The 16,341-nt window shown below is 56.6% G+C and carries 18 protein-coding genes; 17 read left to right on the forward strand and 1 reads right to left on the reverse strand.

The window, feature by feature from the left end:
• The first annotated feature begins 34 nt into the window (after positions 1 to 34).
• From bchF to J8C06_RS12205, 4 genes are all read left to right on the forward strand, one after another.
• A complete protein-coding gene (gene bchF, locus J8C06_RS12190; RefSeq protein WP_211430427.1) occupies positions 35 to 526 on the forward strand; it encodes a 2-vinyl bacteriochlorophyllide hydratase in 492 nt (163 codons plus the stop codon).
• Between the two features lie 36 nt (positions 527 to 562).
• Entirely contained in the window at positions 563 to 1,270 is a 708-nt protein-coding gene (locus J8C06_RS12195) for a hypothetical protein (RefSeq protein WP_211430428.1), read from the forward strand.
• Between the two features lie 83 nt (positions 1,271 to 1,353).
• Positions 1,354 to 2,739 (forward strand): B12-binding domain-containing radical SAM protein, encoded by a 1,386-nt coding sequence (locus J8C06_RS12200; protein WP_211430429.1) that lies wholly within the window; start codon positions 1,354 to 1,356, stop codon positions 2,737 to 2,739.
• 69 nt (positions 2,740 to 2,808) lie between these two features.
• A complete protein-coding gene (locus J8C06_RS12205; RefSeq protein ID WP_211430430.1) occupies positions 2,809 to 4,227 on the forward strand; it encodes a B12-binding domain-containing radical SAM protein in 1,419 nt (472 codons plus the stop codon).
• Between the two features lie 149 nt (positions 4,228 to 4,376).
• Here the strand turns inward: J8C06_RS12205 and J8C06_RS12210 are convergent, their stop codons facing one another.
• Positions 4,377 to 4,901, reverse strand: coding sequence for a KdsC family phosphatase (locus J8C06_RS12210; RefSeq protein ID WP_281423861.1), 525 nt, complete (start codon positions 4,899 to 4,901; stop codon positions 4,377 to 4,379).
• A 443-nt stretch (positions 4,902 to 5,344) separates the two neighbouring features.
• Here J8C06_RS12210 and J8C06_RS12215 point away from each other — a divergent pair, with 443 nt between their 5' ends.
• The 13 genes from J8C06_RS12215 to J8C06_RS12275 all read left to right on the forward strand — a co-directional run bounded on the left by J8C06_RS12215 (position 5,345) and on the right by J8C06_RS12275 (position 16,302).
• Complete coding sequence (locus J8C06_RS12215) at positions 5,345 to 5,719, forward strand: DUF1987 domain-containing protein (protein WP_211430431.1); 375 nt, start codon at positions 5,345 to 5,347, stop codon at positions 5,717 to 5,719.
• A 60-nt stretch (positions 5,720 to 5,779) separates the two neighbouring features.
• Positions 5,780 to 6,601 (forward strand): diguanylate cyclase, encoded by an 822-nt coding sequence (locus J8C06_RS12220; protein WP_211430432.1) that lies wholly within the window; start codon positions 5,780 to 5,782, stop codon positions 6,599 to 6,601.
• Between the two features lie 36 nt (positions 6,602 to 6,637).
• Complete coding sequence (locus tag J8C06_RS12225; RefSeq protein ID WP_211430433.1) at positions 6,638 to 7,201, forward strand: SiaB family protein kinase; 564 nt, start codon at positions 6,638 to 6,640, stop codon at positions 7,199 to 7,201.
• Between the two features lie 106 nt (positions 7,202 to 7,307).
• Complete coding sequence (locus tag J8C06_RS12230; protein ID WP_211430434.1) at positions 7,308 to 8,339, forward strand: sensor histidine kinase; 1,032 nt, start codon at positions 7,308 to 7,310, stop codon at positions 8,337 to 8,339.
• A gap of 210 nt (positions 8,340 to 8,549) precedes the next feature.
• Positions 8,550 to 9,143 (forward strand): outer membrane protein assembly factor BamD, encoded by a 594-nt coding sequence (locus J8C06_RS12235; protein ID WP_211430435.1) that lies wholly within the window; start codon positions 8,550 to 8,552, stop codon positions 9,141 to 9,143.
• Positions 9,144 to 9,176: 33 nt separating this feature from the next.
• A complete protein-coding gene (locus tag J8C06_RS12240; protein WP_211430436.1) occupies positions 9,177 to 10,211 on the forward strand; it encodes an SMP-30/gluconolactonase/LRE family protein in 1,035 nt (344 codons plus the stop codon).
• A gap of 24 nt (positions 10,212 to 10,235) precedes the next feature.
• A complete protein-coding gene (locus tag J8C06_RS12245; RefSeq protein WP_211430437.1) occupies positions 10,236 to 10,946 on the forward strand; it encodes a site-2 protease family protein in 711 nt (236 codons plus the stop codon).
• A gap of 77 nt (positions 10,947 to 11,023) precedes the next feature.
• Entirely contained in the window at positions 11,024 to 11,809 is a 786-nt protein-coding gene (locus J8C06_RS12250) for a segregation and condensation protein A (protein WP_211430438.1), read from the forward strand.
• The gene (gene scpB / locus J8C06_RS12255; RefSeq protein ID WP_211430439.1) at positions 11,806 to 12,339 is read left to right on the forward strand and encodes an SMC-Scp complex subunit ScpB; all 534 of its coding nucleotides are present in this window, start codon (positions 11,806 to 11,808) and stop codon (positions 12,337 to 12,339) included. Before J8C06_RS12250 ends, scpB begins: the two co-directional genes overlap by 4 nt.
• A gap of 68 nt (positions 12,340 to 12,407) precedes the next feature.
• Complete coding sequence (locus tag J8C06_RS12260; RefSeq protein WP_246602156.1) at positions 12,408 to 12,995, forward strand: acyl-CoA thioesterase; 588 nt, start codon at positions 12,408 to 12,410, stop codon at positions 12,993 to 12,995.
• A gap of 6 nt (positions 12,996 to 13,001) precedes the next feature.
• On the forward strand, positions 13,002 to 14,048 hold the full coding sequence (locus J8C06_RS12265) for a pseudouridine synthase (protein WP_211430440.1): 1,047 nt from the start codon (positions 13,002 to 13,004) through the stop codon (positions 14,046 to 14,048).
• On the forward strand, positions 14,045 to 15,391 hold the full coding sequence (locus J8C06_RS12270; protein WP_211430441.1) for an ATP-dependent 6-phosphofructokinase: 1,347 nt from the start codon (positions 14,045 to 14,047) through the stop codon (positions 15,389 to 15,391). Before J8C06_RS12265 ends, J8C06_RS12270 begins: the two co-directional genes overlap by 4 nt.
• Positions 15,388 to 16,302: a dihydroorotate dehydrogenase gene (locus tag J8C06_RS12275; RefSeq protein WP_211430442.1), complete on the forward strand. Its 915-nt coding sequence runs from the start codon at positions 15,388 to 15,390 to the stop codon at positions 16,300 to 16,302. Before J8C06_RS12270 ends, J8C06_RS12275 begins: the two co-directional genes overlap by 4 nt.
• The last annotated feature ends 39 nt before the right edge of the window (positions 16,303 to 16,341 follow it).

The raw sequence follows: 16,341 nt of genomic DNA on the forward strand, positions 1-16,341 counted from the left end.
GAATTACTCAGACTCAACGTATGCGGAGGAAGCCGTGTCGACCTACACCCCGGAGCAAATGCTCCGCCGTCAGAAAAGCAAGTGGATGCCAGTACAAGCCTTTTTGGCTCCGGTGCAGTTCGTCATTTTCTTTTTTAGCTTGGCACTCATTATCTACTTCATCATAACTGGAAATGGCTTTTGGGTTGCTAACATCAGCGTCATGGTGAAGGTATTCGTGCTGTGGGTGATGGCTGTGACAGGAGCCTTTTGGGAGAAGGATGTCTTTGGTCACTATGCTTTCGCCAAAGAATTCTGGTGGGAAGATTTCTTTTCGACCTTTGTTTTGATTTCACACACCCTATATGTCATTGGATTTTTCCTGAAGTGGGAAGAAATGACATTAGCTTACGTGGCTCTCGTCGCCTATTTGACCTACTGCATCAATGCCTATCAATTTGTGCGCAAGTATGTTGTCAATCGTCGCAAGCTAAAGAGCCATGGCTACACCATTGCAGGCGATATTCCATGGGTATCTGGCTCATAGGAAACCAAAGCATTATCACGGAAAGGCAAATTATCTATGCCCGTGTTGCAAGCCGTCGAAAGACTAGAGCGCTACGCGCCAGGTGGAGCTGATACCGATACGCCAAGCTGGAGCCGCGAAGGGGCGATTGTACTCTACTGGCTAGGGGCCTTTGCGCTTGCCTGGTTATTTCGCCTGTCGGAGCCCTTTGCATTCAATGTTGAGCAAACAATCGGGTCAGTCTGGGGTATCGGTTTACTGATTGCCACGCTTGGTTTCTCGCAGTGGCTTTATGCCCAGGTTGCTATTCACGAAGAACGGCCTTTCAATGTTATCGGTACACCGATTTTTATCATTGGAAATAGTCTTGGCGAAACCCTGGCATTCTTGCTTGTCTTCAAGCTAGGTACATTCGTTGGAAGCGGGATCACCTATGCGGCAGGCTTGAGTGGGATTCCTTCTCATCTGATTGTTTTCGGAAGTGGATTTTTTACTTTTCTCATCTACGGTGGAGCCATCCATGGTCTGTTCTGGATGCGGATATTTCCTCCACACTTTCGTGAGGATGAGCGTGCGCGAAAGATTAGAAAGTTTCGTCTTTGGTCAGAGACAATGCTCTCATTCTCGTGGTGTTTGGTATTTTATGTCTTTGAGGATTTTTGGAGCGTCGTGTTTTTTCACGCCGTTGTGGATACGGTGCTCATGGTGCGCGTGCGTCCTCGAATTTTCCGTTTTGTCTCCAGTCCGTCTGGCGCTTCGTTGTAAGTCGTAAAAATGGCAATGTGTCGCTTGCCAGGTCATAAACCCAGGTTTTGATTCATGCCGCATCGTCAGGAGAAAACATCGCTATGAAAAAGCCCAAGTGCTTATTTGTCAATCCACCGGTTATCGAGAAAGTAGCTGAACGGTTTAGCTTTATCAGCATGCCGTTGGCTATTCTCTACATTGGCACGTTTATCCAATCACAGGGCTATGACGTGCAATTGTGCGACATGAATGCTGGGCAAGAGCCGGTTTTTAGTGACGATATTGATATTGTGGGGATTTCCTGCGACACCGTGAAGTACACCGTTGGCATGCGGGTTGCCAAAGCTGCCAAAGCCGCTGGGAAATATGTCGTCATGGGCGGAACTCACCCAACGTTCGATGATGAAGCTACACTCCGCTCAGGCTATGTAGATGTCGTCGTGCGGAGTGAAGGGGAGTACCAAATGCTGGAAATTGTCCAGCAATTTGAAGCCAATGGCAAAGTTGACCCTTCGACAATTAAGGGTGTGGCCTGGCTTGATGGCGACAAGTTTATCCGCAACCCAGCAATGCCCTTCATCAAGAACCTCGATAGTTTGCCAATTCCCAACCGCGAACTCCTTGATGTTCCGCGTTATTGGCAGCAGACGCGCTCCTGGTTAGGCAAATTCGCTGATCCTGTTTATAACATTTCAGGTTCGCGTGGCTGTCCGTATGATTGCTCATTCTGCATTGTTACTGCTAACTATGGTGCGAAGTGGCGTTATCGTTCCGTTGATTCGATTATGCAGGAAATCGAAGAAGGATTTTATAAGTACAACTACCGGACATTTTTCTTCACGGATGATATTTTCAATGCCAGTCCCAAGCGCGCCATGGCCATTTCCCAAGCCATCATTGATGCCGGACTGGCCGACAAAATCAAGTGGACGGCGCAATGTGTCACGAACATCTTCGTGAAGTTTCCTGAAGTCGTTGAAATCATGGCCGCGGCCGGTTGCATTGGGGTCATTATGGGAATTGAGTCCATGGACCCAGAGACACTCAAGGACTATAACAAAACTGCGACAAGCGACGATAATGCTCAGTGTATTCGCTTACTAAAAAAACACGGCATTGCCTCAATGGCCTCGATCATCATTGGCCATCCAAAAGAGACCCGCGAATCACTTCAAGCGACCATGAAGTACATGTGCGACCTGAATCCGGAAATGCTTTGGATCAATATCCTGACGCCTTACGTTGGCACGACCATGCGCCGTGAATTTATCCAATCTGGAAGGTTATTGCCAAATCTGTCGTGGGAGGATTACGACATTTCGCATGTGACCTTCAAATTGGATCACTTGCAAGCCTGGGAAATTGAAGTTACCCGCAAAGCCATGACGGCGATGTACTACACCCGGCCCAAGTATCTCCTGGAAAATCTTCCGCGTCTTTTCTTTGGAAAAACACCAACGCCAGTCGTAAAGCAAGCGGCTTGCTAATGATGTTTGAGCCTATGTTGCTCTTGGTTTTCGACATTTTGCACACCTGTAAGGAGACCCCCTGTTGCCATGCCTGTTGTCGTTCAAATTCAGCGCCGTAAGAAACTTGGTCGGCACCGTCCCCTGAATATCCAGTTGGTGTTGCCGCGGTACTACAATCCAGAAAAGGGACAGCAGCACAAGCCATTCATGATCTTCCCAAACATCGTCCTGCCAACACTGGCGGCTATCACGCCCGCGCCCCACAAGGTGACGATCTTGGATGAGAATGTCGAGCCGTTGCACATCCCGGATGATACTGACTTGGTCGCCATTACGGCTTACACCCGGAATGTCCAGCGGGGCTACCAGATTGCGGACGACTGCCGGGCGCGGGGGATTCCAGTCATCATGGGTGGGATTCATGTCAGCTTCATGGTCGAGGAAGCGCTTCAGCACTGCGATTCGGTGATTTCTGGGGAAGGGGAAGCGCTTTGGCCGACCATTCTCGATGATGTGCAAAATGACGATCTCAAGCCAGTGTACATAGGTGGACAGTCACAGGACTTGAACGAGTTGCCCGTACCGCGCTGGGATCTGCTCAAACTGGAGCGCTATTTCAAGCCGATTCCCACGCTCAAAATGCCGATCATGAGCATTCAGACGTCGCGGGGCTGTCCGCACAAGTGTGACTTCTGCACCGTGCCGGTGTTTGCCGGCGGCAAGATGCGCTACCGCGATCCGGGGCATCTGTTGCGTGAAATTGATGCCTACGGCGCCGAGTTTTTCTCGATTGCGGATGACAATCTCATCGTCAACCCAGACGCCGCAGCCAACCTCTTCAAGACCTTGGCGCAACGCAAGTTGAGCTGGTTTGGATTTTTTGACACCCAAACCCTCAAGCGCCCAGAGCTGGTTGAGCTGGCGGCCAAGGCTGGTTGCCGTCGAGCCTTTCTCGGCATTGAAAGTATTCACCCGAACGAATTGGCGACGGTGAACAAGAAGTTTAACCGACCAGAGAAATACGATGAACTCATCCGGCTTTTCCATCGGAATGGTATTGCCGTGGATGTCGGCATTCTCTTTGGTTTTGAGGACGAGACGATCGAGAGCACCCTGGAGACGATTGAAGAACTCAAGCGGTGCAATGTCGAAACCGCAATTTTTTCCGTTATGACGCCTTTTCCGGGAACGGCGCTCTACAACCGCACCAAGGACAAGTTGCTCCATACCGACTGGGATCGCTACACCGGCGAGGAAGTCGTCTGGGCGCGGGAAGGCACCGATGCCGAAGAAACCCGGCGGCTGCTTCAGCTTGCTTTTGAGCGGTTTTACTCCGTCTCGTCAATTTACAAGCGCGTGTTGTCGCCGCGCTCCCACGCACAGCGTAAGCTATTGGCGACGATTTCCAACCTGCGCTTCCGAAGCATCATCAAGCATCGTTTCCCGGAGCCGCTGCCATCGGACTTCCTGCGCAACGCCCGTCAGGCTCGTCCAGCTTATGCCTAACTGCTGAAGCTGACCGGGCGCGCAACCGCTTTGTGTCCCGTCCGCATCCACCAGACGCGGACGGGCTTTTGTTTGCTTACCGCGCGACAATCCCTGTCGTTCAGCGTGGGAAGGCGGTTCCAATCCGGCGCGGAAACCAGGCGAGGCAACTAGGCAAGAAACAAAAACTCGGCGTTCCATTTGTTCTGAGCTTTCAGAATGAGTTCGATAACCTCCCGAACGGCGCCGCGTCCGCCCGGACGCTCCGTGACATAGTGTGCGGCTTGCTTGACCTCGGGGACAGCATTGGCAACCGCGACGGCCAGCCCGACCCGCTGCATCACAGGTACGTCCGGCAGATCATCGCCAATGAAGGCGACGGCCTCGCCGGCCAAGCCATGCGTTGCCAGTAACTCGGCTAGATAACTCACCTTGTCGCTTGCCGCTTGGCAGAGAAATTCGATGCCCGTTTCGCGGGCGCGCTGCTCAAGCGCGGTTGAGCGCCGACCGGTGATGACGCCCGTCCGCAGACCGGCCCGCCTAGCAAGCTTGAGACCGTGGCCGTCCTGCGAGTTGAAGGCTTTGAACTCCGTTCCGTCTGGGAGGAGGCAGATGAAGCCTTCGGTGAGTACGCCATCACAATCCATGAGGAGCAAGCGTATCTGACGCGCGCGTTCATCTATGGCATCGGTCACGAGTGGTTCTCCACATCTGGCTCATTTGAACTTGCTTGGACAAAGATAGATGTAAACAAGCGGGACACGGAAGCGGATGGCGGCAGGAGAGCTGGTTGACTTGGTACATGCCTCACCTGCCGACTGCTTGGCAAGCTGCTGAGCCGTGGCGGCGCGCCCCGGCCGTGGCGCTGGCGAGACGAACTGGCCGGGAGAAAGTTCCGAAGCTGGCCTGCCAGCGGCGAGAAATCGTGGGTTGCCGTCTAAACAACAGGCTTGGAAGCCCCGGCCGGGAGTGGTATAGTCGTTGAGTATGTCAAACTAGGGCCACCCAAGTTTAGTCAAGCGTTAGTTGCTGTAAGGTTTAGTCGTGATTGCTTTCCTCGCGTGGATAGTTCACGTTGCGTTCTTGTCCACCCTAGAAAACAACGCTTCCTAAAAGGTTCCTTAGGGGTTTAGTGGGAATGAACAACTTGATAGTTGAGGCAACCAAAGTGACGCCAAAGGTGCATTTCGATGCGGCGACTGGCGTGCTTGAAATTAGTGGAGATTCCTATCCTGAGCATTCACTACAGTTTTACCAGCCCGTGTTTCGGTGGTTGGATGATTTCATTCAGCGGACGACGACACCGATTACGTTTCATTTCAAGTTGTCATATTTCAACACCAGCTCCTCAAAGTGCATCCTCAACATTTTGGAACGGCTTGAAGATGCTAACCGGAGTGGCCGACAAGTAAGTCTGCATTGGCACTATCGTGAAGATGACGAGGATATTCGGGAAAGTGGTGAAGAATTCGCTGAGGATTTGAGCCTCACCTTCCAGTTTATCAAGCATTGATAACCCCTTCCGTGACGGTTTGGGTGAATAGATGACCGCACGCGGTTCTGGTTGAAGCTCGTGGCAACTGAAGCGACAAGCAAGCGCAATGCCGAAGCGATTTACGCGGATGAAGAAGCCATTGCAACCGAGGCGGCGCGAATCGCCGAGGACCCGACCGTCGCTCCCGACGTCTTGCGGAGTCATTACCGATTTTTAGCGCAGAAGTACCATCACGCCGTCCGGCAGCTTGTCAAGCTAACGCACGTCAGCGATGTGTTTCAGAGCAAGCTACTGCGTGTGCAGGAAGAACTCGAACGACGAAACACGCAGCTTGAACTGGCGCAGACCCATTTGGAGCAGGCCAACCAAGCGCTGCATCGGTTGTCTTATCTGGATGCCTTGACCGGCGTGGCCAATCGGCGGCATTTTGACGAATATCTCGATCAAGAATGGCGCCGCGCGTTGCGCAAGCAAGCACCGCTTTCACTGGTGATCCTGGATGTTGACTACTTTAAGCGGCTCAATGACCTGGCTGGACACCAGTACGGCGATGAGTGCCTCAGACAGGTGGGAGAGACCTTGTTGGCGAGCATCCGACGGGCAGGCGACCTTGCGGCACGTTATGGTGGAGAAGAGTTCGCCATCGTCTTACCAGATGCCCAAACGGACTGGTTGATGATGTTTGCTGAGGAGGTGCGTCTGGCGATTGCCGGCTTGCGCATCCCCCACGAGGCCTCACCATACGGTGTTTTGACGGTGAGTGTGGGGGCCGCAACGGTGGTTGTTTCGGAGCAGCACGTCGTTACTGATCTCGTCGCAGCGGCGGATAAAGCCCTCTACTCGGCGAAAGAAGCCGGACGAAACCGGGTTTCACTCGCGCCCATCTTTTCTGCGAGATGAGGGGATGACCCGTTTGGTGTTAACTCTGGAGGCATAATGATGGCGGAAGACTTATTCCGGCTCTACCAGGACATGAGTCAGCGCAAAATTTGGCTGGCCTTCAAAGGCGCAATTTCTCAAGATGTCCTCGTCGAGCTTGGTACCCTACTCAAAAACAAGTCGGTCTTTGACCGTAAGGTGAAAAAGGTCTTCGCCATTTTCATCGAGATGACCCAGAACATCCTGCATTACTCAGCCGAGACCGAGACCGTTCCCTTTGGGACCAATGGCGCGGCGCAACCGGTGGGGGTTGGGGTCGTGGTCGTTTCTGAGTCAGCGGACGACTACTCGGTTTCGGCCGGCAACGTTGTCACGCCGGAGCAAATGGTCTATTTGCGTGAGCAGTGTGAGCGCATCCATAACTCAGACGCCGTCCAGCTCAAGCAGTATTACGATGAACGGCTCAAAGCTGACCAGTCACTAGCTGGAAGCAAAGGCGCTGGGCTGGGGTTGATTGACATCGCGCGCAAGGCAGACTTCCCACTGGACTATGACATGCGTTTGATTGCTGATGGACGAGCCTTCTTTGTGTTGACGGCACGCATTGCCAAGACGCTTTAGTATTAGTGCTTTAGTATTAGTAAACGCTTTAGTATCTGCGGCCTCCAGTTCAAACCAAGCCCATTGCTCACGGGCGTACCCTTGCCAACGTACACTCCAGATCACCATGGCGCGAGACTCAAACCATGCCAATGCGCTTGAACTCTTTGCTGAAGAGCGTGAGCTGGTCGCCGCCGCGCGAGAAGTGGTTCAGCGCGAAGACCTCTCGGCGCAGGAGTGGCAAGCGCACTACGCAAAGCTTCTCAACCGGTATGAAACCCTGCTCCGTCAAGCCGTCAAGATCACGGGGTCGGGAGATGCTATTCAGAGCCGTCTGATTCGGACGCAGGCCCAACTCGACGCGCGCAATGCCGAGTTGCGTAACGCCAATGATCGGTTGCGTGAGCTGGACCGCGTCAAGGCGGCATTCACCGCCATGCTCGTTCACGACCTGAAGTCGCCGTTGAGTGTCGTCAAGGCAACCTTGGAGCTGCTCGCCGACGACCCAAGTATCAGTGCCGGTCCCTATACCCAACTGGTGACTGCCGCCGGCCACAGCACCGAGACCATGCTCACCCTCATCAATGAGATGCTCGATGTCGCGCGCTCGGAAAGCCAGGAAATCACGCTTGAAAGTCGGCGACTTGACCTGCGCGCCTGCTTGACCGGGTTGGTCGAAGAAGTCCGAGCCACCGCGCATGCCAAGCAAATCCAGGTGATGCTGGACTGCGACGTGGTTCCTCCGGTGCTTGGTGATTGGTCGAAGCTTCAGCGCGTTCTGACCAACCTGACGTCGAATGCCATCAAATTCACCCCATCTGGCGGCACGCTGACACTGAGTTGTCGAGCCGAAGTCAGCGCCGAAAACCCACACCAGATGCTGGTTGTCATTCGCGTCGCCGATACCGGGGAGGGCATTCCTGAAGACGATCTGCCCCACATCTTTGATCCCTACCGCCAAGTTCAGTCTTCCAAAAAGAAGAGTCTGGGCGTTGGGTTAGGCCTGGCTATTGCCAAGCGCATCACGGAAGCGCACGGCGGCACGATTTCGGTTGAAAGTCAGGTGGGACAAGGCACCTGCTTCACCATTGCCCTGCCGGCTGTTCCCGTCGCGGCCCGGCGGACGCCAGTCGCCGGCTCGCGCCTGCCCAAAGCCTGACCCCACCGCCTAACCGACCACAGGCGCGTCACCCCAAATCGCCAATCCCAGGTTTTCGCCCGTCCCTGACATTGGTATAGTCAGGTGGTGTCAGGCGTGTCCCGCAGCTTAGGCTTGCGGTGGCTGTCCATCCGACGGGTTCTCGCCGACGCTCACCTAGTCCGCCTCGGTAGGGCAGGTTTGGAGCTAATTGTTGGAGCTAATTGGTTGATGTTGCGTACCGTTCTCATGCTATGTGCTTGGCTGTCGCTCTGTGCTGGGCAAGCGTCGGCGCTGACGATGGCCCGCGCCGGCCAATCGCCCCAGAAACCCAAGGCGACTTCTGATCCGGTCGTTCCCGATGAAGCTGGCGATCAGTCCGAAGATCAAGCGGAAGCCGATGACCCCCGCCGTTTCGGGACGCGCGACCCGCTCCTGGAGAAACGCGCCCGGAAGAATATCGAAGTCGCGGAGTTCTATGCTCGCCAGAAAAACTTTCGGGCTTCGATCAACCGGTTGGTGGAAATTTATGAAGTCTATCCCCAGTTCACGCGCTTTGACCGGATTCTGTTCTTGCTTGGCAAGTACCACCTTGGTCAGCGCCGGCTGTGTGAGGATGAGTCAAAGCGCCTTTTGAAACAAAACCAGGCGGAGGCCGCGCAGCTCAAGTCGGAAGAAGCCCGCACCAATGACGCCGAAGCCCGACGGTACTTTTCAGAGTTGATCGAGCGTTTCCCAGAAAGTGATCTGGTCAAGGATGCGCGGAAGGAGCTTGATCGGCTTCCATCGCTTTCGATGACGGATGAAAAGCGCTCACCGTCATGACGCGGACTTATCCACCATTATCAATACCATACCATGACTGAAGTTCTTCGCATCTGGCCGCAAGCGGGCGTGCCGGGTAGTCTCATCATCATTGAATGTCGGGGGTTTGACGCATCAGATTACGCGGCGTGCGATGTGTTGTTTGGCGAGACGCCAGGGCGCATCGTGGGCGCGTCGCCAGACCGGTTGCTCGTTGCCGTGCCGGATGAACTCACCGAACGTGACCGATTCACCGGCGTGCAACTGGTATCCGCCGGAAAGACGAGTGCGCGCGTGCCATTTTTTGTGGCTGAACGCCTCGCGGAAAATCTCCATCCCGTCGCCAATCCCGCTTACGATCCAGAAACGGGAGCAATTTTCACGACCATTTCCGGCGCGCGGGGCAAGAAAGTCGAAGTTTCTGTCTGGCGCATTGGCCCGGATGGCAAGGCCGCCCCCTTCCTTGACAACATCATGAATCCGACCGGCATGACGGTTGACCGTGAGGGGACGCTCTACATTACGAGTCGCCATGACGGGACGCTGTATCGGGTTTCGCCGTTTCGTGAGGTCGTGCCCTTTGCTGAAAACCTCGGCATTGCCACTGGGTTGGCCATTGACCGGAGCGGCAACCTGTTTGTTGGGGACCGGCAGGGAACGATTTACCGCGTAACCCCCCTGGGTGATGTGACGCCGCACGCGCGATTGGAACCGAGCATGGCGGCCTATCACCTGGCGTTTGCGCCGGATGGCAATCTTTATGTCACCGCGCCCACGGCCGCCGGCACCCGTGAGGCCATTTACCGGGTTACGCCGATGGGCAAGGTTGAGCCGTGGTTCGTTGGCCTCGGCCGCCCTCAGGGCTTGGCTTTTGATCAAGCTGGCAATGCTTACGTTTGCGCGAGTCTCGATGGACTGCGGGGCGTGATCAAAATTACGCCCGATGCGCAAGAGGCGGAGCTGTTCATTGCCGGAATGCGGCTGGTCGGTCTGGTCTTTGATGACAAAGGCACCGTCATTCTGGCTTCCAATCACGAGATTTATCGTGTTTCGCTTGGGGTTGTCGGCTACGATCCCAATCGGGCCTGATGCCTAAGTTTTCTGAGGGGCAACATGCGAGACATTCACGTTGGCACCGTCGTTCTTGGCTTTGTCGCTTTTCTTTTTTCGCTCTGTGTTCATGAGTTTGCCCATGCCTGGACTTCCGAACGGTTTGGGGATGACACCGGGCGCTACCAGGGGCGCATTACCCTCGATCCGCGTGCGCACATTGACCCGATTGGCTCCATCCTGTTTCCACTCATTGGACTGCTCGGTGGCGGCTTCATCTTTGGCTGGGCGAAGCCCGTTGAGGTCAACCCCAGTCGCTGGAAGAATAAAGTCATTGCCAACATTGCCGTTTCAGCAGCCGGACCCCTGAGCAACTTGTTGCTTGCGCTTGGCGCGGCCGTGGTGATCAAGCTTCTGATTGTGAGCGGCGGCGTTGGTCGGGCGGATGCGCTCAGCCTGTTCACCGGCCGGGAGCTAACCGATCCCCAGGCGCTCTTCGGGCTGGCTGAACCACTGTTAATTTTTCTGCGGATGATGATTATCATCAACCTGCTCCTCGCAATTTTCAATATGATCCCAATCCCGCCCTTGGATGGGAGCCATATTTTGTCCAGCATCTTGAGCGTGGTGAGTGTTCCGTTGATGGAGGCCTACGAGAGCCTGCGCCCCTATGGCTTTTTTATCATCCTCATCGCGGCATTCACCGGTCTTTTATCAATGATCTACTTGCCGCTGATGCGCATATTCCTGGCGCTGCTGTTTACATTGCTCTGAGAGCATCTGACTGGCGGTCTTCGCTGGCGGCTGGACTGAGCGTAATTGGCTGGCATGAGTGCCTTGGAAGGAGCGAGATGATCAACCCATCAACGGCTGGGTCGCCGGCTGAGCCTCTGAGTCCAGAGCCCGTTCCTGGGGACTACCGCATCCGCCTTGAAGTGTTTGAAGGCCCGCTGGATTTACTGCTCTATCTCATCAAGCGCCATGAGCTGGACATTACCGACATTCCAATGGCGCGGATCACGGCGGAATATCTGGCTTATATCCAGGCGCTCCGCGAGTTGGATTTTGACGTTGCGGGTGAGTTCCTCGTCATGGCTGCCACCCTGATTCATATCAAGTCGCGGATGCTGCTGCCCGCAACGGCCGAGGCAGCGGCTGACTCGCCGGGAGAAGACCCGCGGGCAACGTTGGTCCGCCAGCTTATGGAGCATCAACGTTATCGCGCTGCGGCTGAAGAACTTTGGGTTCGCTACGAAATCGAGCAGGGCGTTTACCTGCGCCCGTCCCTGGACAAGGCGGCTGCCGAAGAAGTCAATGTTACGGTTTTTGACTTGCTTGAAACCTTCAAGCGGATTCTGGATCGCCGGCGGCAACAGCTTGAGCTGGCTATCGCCCAGGATACGGTGACGCAAGCCCGTAAGCTGGCTGAATTGCGCGCGCTGCTCGCTGAATGCCCGCGCCTCAACGCCGCACGGCTTTTCGAGGCGGCCCGCACCAAGCGGGAGATGGTTTGCTTGTTTCTGGCCATCCTGGAGCTGCTGCGCGAAGGGTTCGCGCGCTTTAGCCAGCTTGAAACCTTTGGCGATATTCATTTGGAAGCCATAGGCTCCAGTGAGGAAACGGTTTGCGTCCCATGACCCTGGAAACTTTGAAGGCGATTTTGGAAACTTTGATCTACACCGCGGATGAGCCGCTGACCCGCAAGCAGCTTGGCGAACTGCTCCCTGAAGCAAGCCCTGACGCTATCGAGGTTGCATTGGCTGCGTTGGTGGCTGACTATGCAAACCGTGGGCTGGTGTTACGCGAAATTGCCGGTGGGTGGCAGATTGCGACCCGCCCGGAACTGAGCGAGTACGTGCGCCGCTACCATCGCTCACGGCCATCTGCGCGGTTGTCGTTGGCGGCGCTCGAAACCTTGGCCGTGATTGCCTACAAACAGCCGGTGACGGTTCCTGAGATTCTCGAAATTCGTGGCGTGAGTTCTTCTTCGGCGATCAAGACCTTGCTTGACCGAAAGCTCATCACGCCCAAAGGGCGTAAGGAGTGTGTCGGGCGTCCGATTCTGTACGGCACATCGAAAGAGTTTCTCTTGCAGTTTGGGCTGAGGGACTTGAGTGTGTTACCTAGTCTAGAAGACCTATCTGAACTTGACGCTCCGGCTTCCTGAGGAGCGTCACTCATCAGGGCCTGGAATGTGCCGACACTGCCGCAGGACGGTTCCACATGGAAACAACGATGTCTGAGAAAAGATTACTAATGACGGTGTTGATGTCGCCAGACATGGCCAACTTTTCGGGCCACGTTCACGGCGGCGCGATGCTCCGGCTCCTCGACCAAGTGGCTTATGCCTGCGCCTCCCGTTACTCTGGAAGCTACGTCGTCACGGTGTCGGTGGACCAGGTGATGTTTCGTGAGCCAGTTCATGTGGGAGAGCTGGTGACGTTTCGGGCGTCGGTCAATTACACGGGAACGACGTCGATGGAAATCGGCATCCGTGTCGAGGCGGAAAACATTCGTGAGCGCACGTCGCGGCACGTTATGACGTGCTATTTCACGATGGTGGCGGTTGACGAACAGGGCCGGCCACGGAAAATTCCGCCTGTTTCGGTGGAAACCGAAGATGACAAGCGCCGCTGGGCGGCCGCCCAGCTCCGCCGGCAGTATCGCCGGGAAATCGAGCGGCATAGCCTGGAAATCCGCCAACATCCACAAGATTTGATGCAGGAGATGCTTGAATCTCACGCCGTCGCCCGCCATGTCGCCGAACGGCTTGGGAGCTTGCCCATGGGAGAGCAGGCCGGGCCTCGAGGAACGGATTCGTAACAGATTATGCTCGAGCGGTTGCAAAAAATTATCGCCGCGGCCGGGCTGGCGTCGCGCCGTGAATCCGAGAACTGGATTCAGAGCGGGTTGGTGACGGTCAACGGGCGTGTCGTGGATACGTTGGGGGCCAAGGCCGACCCCGACCACGACGCCATCAAGGTCAAAGGCAAGCTCATCAACCCCCAACTCGCCGGCCGGAAGCTGGTGTATTACTTGCTCAATAAGCCAAAGGGCTACTTGTCCAGCCTGTCCGACCCTGAGCAGCGTCCATTGGTGACCAGCCTGCTGCCGAAAGATGCGCCACGGGTGCATCCGGTCGGGCGGCTCGATTTCAATACGGAAGGCCTGCTTATTCTGACCAACGATGGCGCGCTGACCAACCTCGTGACCAAAGCCGGCGACCACTGCCCAAAGGTCTATCACGTCAAGGTCAAGGGAAGCCCAAGCCCTGACCAGCTCGAGCGTCTGCACCGTGGCCTGACGATTGACGGCGAGTTTTACCAAATTGCCCGCCTGACGCCCATCAACCACACGGATCACGACAACACCTGGTACGAACTCGTGCTGCACGAGGGCAAAAACAACCAGATTCGACGGATGTTCGACGCCATCGGGCACTCCGTCGTCAAACTGCGGCGCGTGGCCATCGGGCATCTGACGGACGCCGGTCTGCCGGTTGGCGCGGTGCGGGAGTTGACCGAAGCCGAGGTGCGCCGCTTTTTCTCGAAGCGCAAGATCGCGCCCCGCGTGACGACGCGCAAACTCGGTAAGCCGCGCCCGACCGGAGAAGCCAAGTCCCGTCAACGCGACCGGCTGGCGGCCACCATTGGTAAAACCCTTGGCAAACCGGTCCGGTCCACTGAACCAACGCCGCGCCGCGCATCGAACTCGGCTGCAACGGGTACGCGAAGCGAGAAAGCTGCTGCTACGCCGGGCGTTACGTCCCGCAGGTCTCCAACAACCGGCGTGCGGCGGGTGCGCCAGACGCCATCGCGTTCGGCAAAAACCGCCTCTCGCAAGACAACCTCCCAGAAGCCACGGAGAAGGTCATGATGCTGCCAAGCCCCGAAGACCTTGCAATTTGTTCGCTGGGTGAGTGTCGTTTTCCATCCCCACTCCAGCTTGGCGCCGCATCGGGTGAGTACCACGGCGATTTCATGTCGGACGCTGCCAAGGTGCGCTTTCACGTCGAACTGGAAAACCTGGATACTCGTCCAGATGACTTGTTTTTCGAGCGCGCTGGCCCACGCGAGCGGCTCTTCTTCGACCCGGCCACCGTCCGGGCCGCGATTGTCACCTGTGGCGGGTTGTGTCCGGGCATCAATAACGTCATCCGGTCGGTTTTCCTGACGCTCAAGTACAACTACGGCGTCCCGGAGGTTTACGGCATCCGGTATGGCTACCGGGGATTGAATCCAGCCCACGGAGATGGATTCATTCCGATGACCCATGAGCTGGTGGAAAACATTCACCTGCACGGGGGGACGTTCCTGGGTTCGTCGCGTGGTCCGCAGCCGGTGGAGGTCATGCTCGACACCCTCACTGCGCGGCGCATTGATATGCTGTTTTGCGTCGGTGGCGACGGAACCCAGCGGGGCGCGGATGCGCTGTCGCAAGCCGCGCGCGCACGGGGCTTGCCAATGGCCGTCGTGGGCATTCCGAAAACGATAGACAACGACATCCCTTACGTGTTCCGCTCGTTTGGCTACGGCACGGCCGTTGAAAAGGCGCGCGAGGTGATTGCCGGCGCGCATGCCGAGGCCAAGGGCGCGCCCAACGGCATCGTCATCGTCAAGCTGATGGGGCGCAATGCCGGCTTCATCGCCGCCGGTGCTACCACCGCCAGTCAGGAAGTCAACTTTGCCTTCATTCCAGAGCTACCCTTCGACCTCGATCCGCCCAACGGCTTTCTTGCACATCTGGAAAAGCGCGTGCGTGACCGCGGCCACGCCGTGGTAGTGGTCGCAGAAGGCGCCGGTCAACACCTGTTTGGCAATTTACCGGTGGAGCGTGATGCCTCTGGCAACATCAAGCACCACGACATTGGGGTGTATTTGCGCGACCGCGTCATCGCCTACTTCCGCGACCGCCAGATCGAAGCCAACGTCAAGTACATCGATCCGAGCTACCTTATTCGGAGCGTCCCCGCCAACTGTGACGACGCCCAGTTGAGCGACCGCTTTGCCCGCTACGCCGTGCATGCGGCCATGGCTGGAAAGACCGATTTGCTAATCGGTTACTGGCACGGGCTGTTCGTCCACGTGCCCATGCGCTTGGTGACGAGCCACAAAAAACAGCTCTCCCCAAAAAGTAGTCTCTGGCTATCCGTCCTGGCCGCAACCGGGCAGCCGGCGCTGATGGTCAATCCCCCCACGTCGGACGCTGGACCCGCATGAGCGACTCGCCCCTGGCCGTAACCATTGCCGGGCTGACCTTCAAAAATCCGGTCATACCGGCCAGTGGAACCTTTGGCTATGGGTTGGAGTTCCTGCCATTTTTTGACCTGTCACGGTTGGGTGGGTTTTGCACGAAGGGCTTGTCACCGTCGCCGCTCAAAGGCAATCCACCGCCGCGGATCGTCGAGACCCCGGCCGGGATGCTCAACGCGATCGGCCTGCAAAATGTCGGCGTCCGCGCGTTTGTCGCGGAGAAGCTACCCCACCTGCGCGCCTATGACACCCACGTGATTGCCAATGTCTTTGGTTTCTCCGTAGAAGATTTTTTGGAGGTGGTCGCCGCGCTCAATGATGCGGAAGGCGTCGCCGCGTACGAACTCAACATTTCCTGCCCAAACGTCAAGGAAGGCGGGACGCAGTTCGGCAACGATCCGGTCCAGGCGGCGCGCGTCACGGAAGCGGTCAAGCGCCTGGCGCGCCGGCCGGTGATTGTGAAGCTGTCGCCCAATGCGCCCAGCATCGTCGAGGTCGCCCGCGCCGTCGAACAGGCCGGTGCCGATGCCGTGTCGCTGATCAACACCTTCGTCGGGTTGGCAATTGATGTCCATACCCACCGACCACGCCTGGGGTTCATGACCGGCGGACTGTCGGGGCCGGCCATTCGTCCGCTGGCCGTTCGGATGGTGTATGAGGTGTCGCAGGCCGTGCGCATTCCACGCATCGGCATGGGCGGGATTGCCACCTGGATGGATGCTCTGGAGTTTATCCTGGCCGGGGCAACGGCCGTCCAAATCGGGACGATCAACTACACCGAGCCGCAGGCGGCCTTGCAGATCATTGACGGCCTGGGAGCCTATTGCCGCGAGCGCGCGACAACGATTGCGGCGCTGGTCGGTGCGTTCAGGCCGTAGAAACCCAGTTTCGCTCCCGCGCCGCGCCACCAGACCAGA

Origin of the sequence: Chloracidobacterium validum (assembly GCF_018304825.1) — a bacterium.
Lineage (GTDB): Bacteria > Acidobacteriota > Blastocatellia > Chloracidobacteriales > Chloracidobacteriaceae > Chloracidobacterium > Chloracidobacterium validum.

What these genes read in the sequence shown, in the direction of transcription:
- J8C06_RS12195 (WP_211430428.1), top strand. Translation starts at nt 563, where the DNA reads ATGCCCGTGTTGCAAGCCGTCGAAAGACTAGAGCGCTACGCGCCAGGT.
- J8C06_RS12200 (WP_211430429.1), top strand. Translation starts at nt 1,354, where the DNA reads ATGAAAAAGCCCAAGTGCTTATTTGTCAATCCACCGGTTATCGAGAAA.
- J8C06_RS12205 (WP_211430430.1), top strand. Translation starts at nt 2,809, where the DNA reads ATGCCTGTTGTCGTTCAAATTCAGCGCCGTAAGAAACTTGGTCGGCAC.
- J8C06_RS12215 (WP_211430431.1), top strand. Translation starts at nt 5,345, where the DNA reads ATGAACAACTTGATAGTTGAGGCAACCAAAGTGACGCCAAAGGTGCAT.
- J8C06_RS12225 (WP_211430433.1), top strand. Translation starts at nt 6,638, where the DNA reads ATGATGGCGGAAGACTTATTCCGGCTCTACCAGGACATGAGTCAGCGC.
- J8C06_RS12230 (WP_211430434.1), top strand. Translation starts at nt 7,308, where the DNA reads ATGGCGCGAGACTCAAACCATGCCAATGCGCTTGAACTCTTTGCTGAA.
- J8C06_RS12235 (WP_211430435.1), top strand. Translation starts at nt 8,550, where the DNA reads ATGTTGCGTACCGTTCTCATGCTATGTGCTTGGCTGTCGCTCTGTGCT.
- J8C06_RS12240 (WP_211430436.1), top strand. Translation starts at nt 9,177, where the DNA reads ATGACTGAAGTTCTTCGCATCTGGCCGCAAGCGGGCGTGCCGGGTAGT.
- J8C06_RS12245 (WP_211430437.1), top strand. Translation starts at nt 10,236, where the DNA reads ATGCGAGACATTCACGTTGGCACCGTCGTTCTTGGCTTTGTCGCTTTT.
- J8C06_RS12250 (WP_211430438.1), top strand. Translation starts at nt 11,024, where the DNA reads ATGATCAACCCATCAACGGCTGGGTCGCCGGCTGAGCCTCTGAGTCCA.
- scpB (WP_211430439.1), top strand. Translation starts at nt 11,806, where the DNA reads ATGACCCTGGAAACTTTGAAGGCGATTTTGGAAACTTTGATCTACACC.
- J8C06_RS12260 (WP_246602156.1), top strand. Translation starts at nt 12,408, where the DNA reads ATGTCTGAGAAAAGATTACTAATGACGGTGTTGATGTCGCCAGACATG.
- J8C06_RS12265 (WP_211430440.1), top strand. Translation starts at nt 13,002, where the DNA reads ATGCTCGAGCGGTTGCAAAAAATTATCGCCGCGGCCGGGCTGGCGTCG.
- J8C06_RS12270 (WP_211430441.1), top strand. Translation starts at nt 14,045, where the DNA reads ATGATGCTGCCAAGCCCCGAAGACCTTGCAATTTGTTCGCTGGGTGAG.
- J8C06_RS12275 (WP_211430442.1), top strand. Translation starts at nt 15,388, where the DNA reads ATGAGCGACTCGCCCCTGGCCGTAACCATTGCCGGGCTGACCTTCAAA.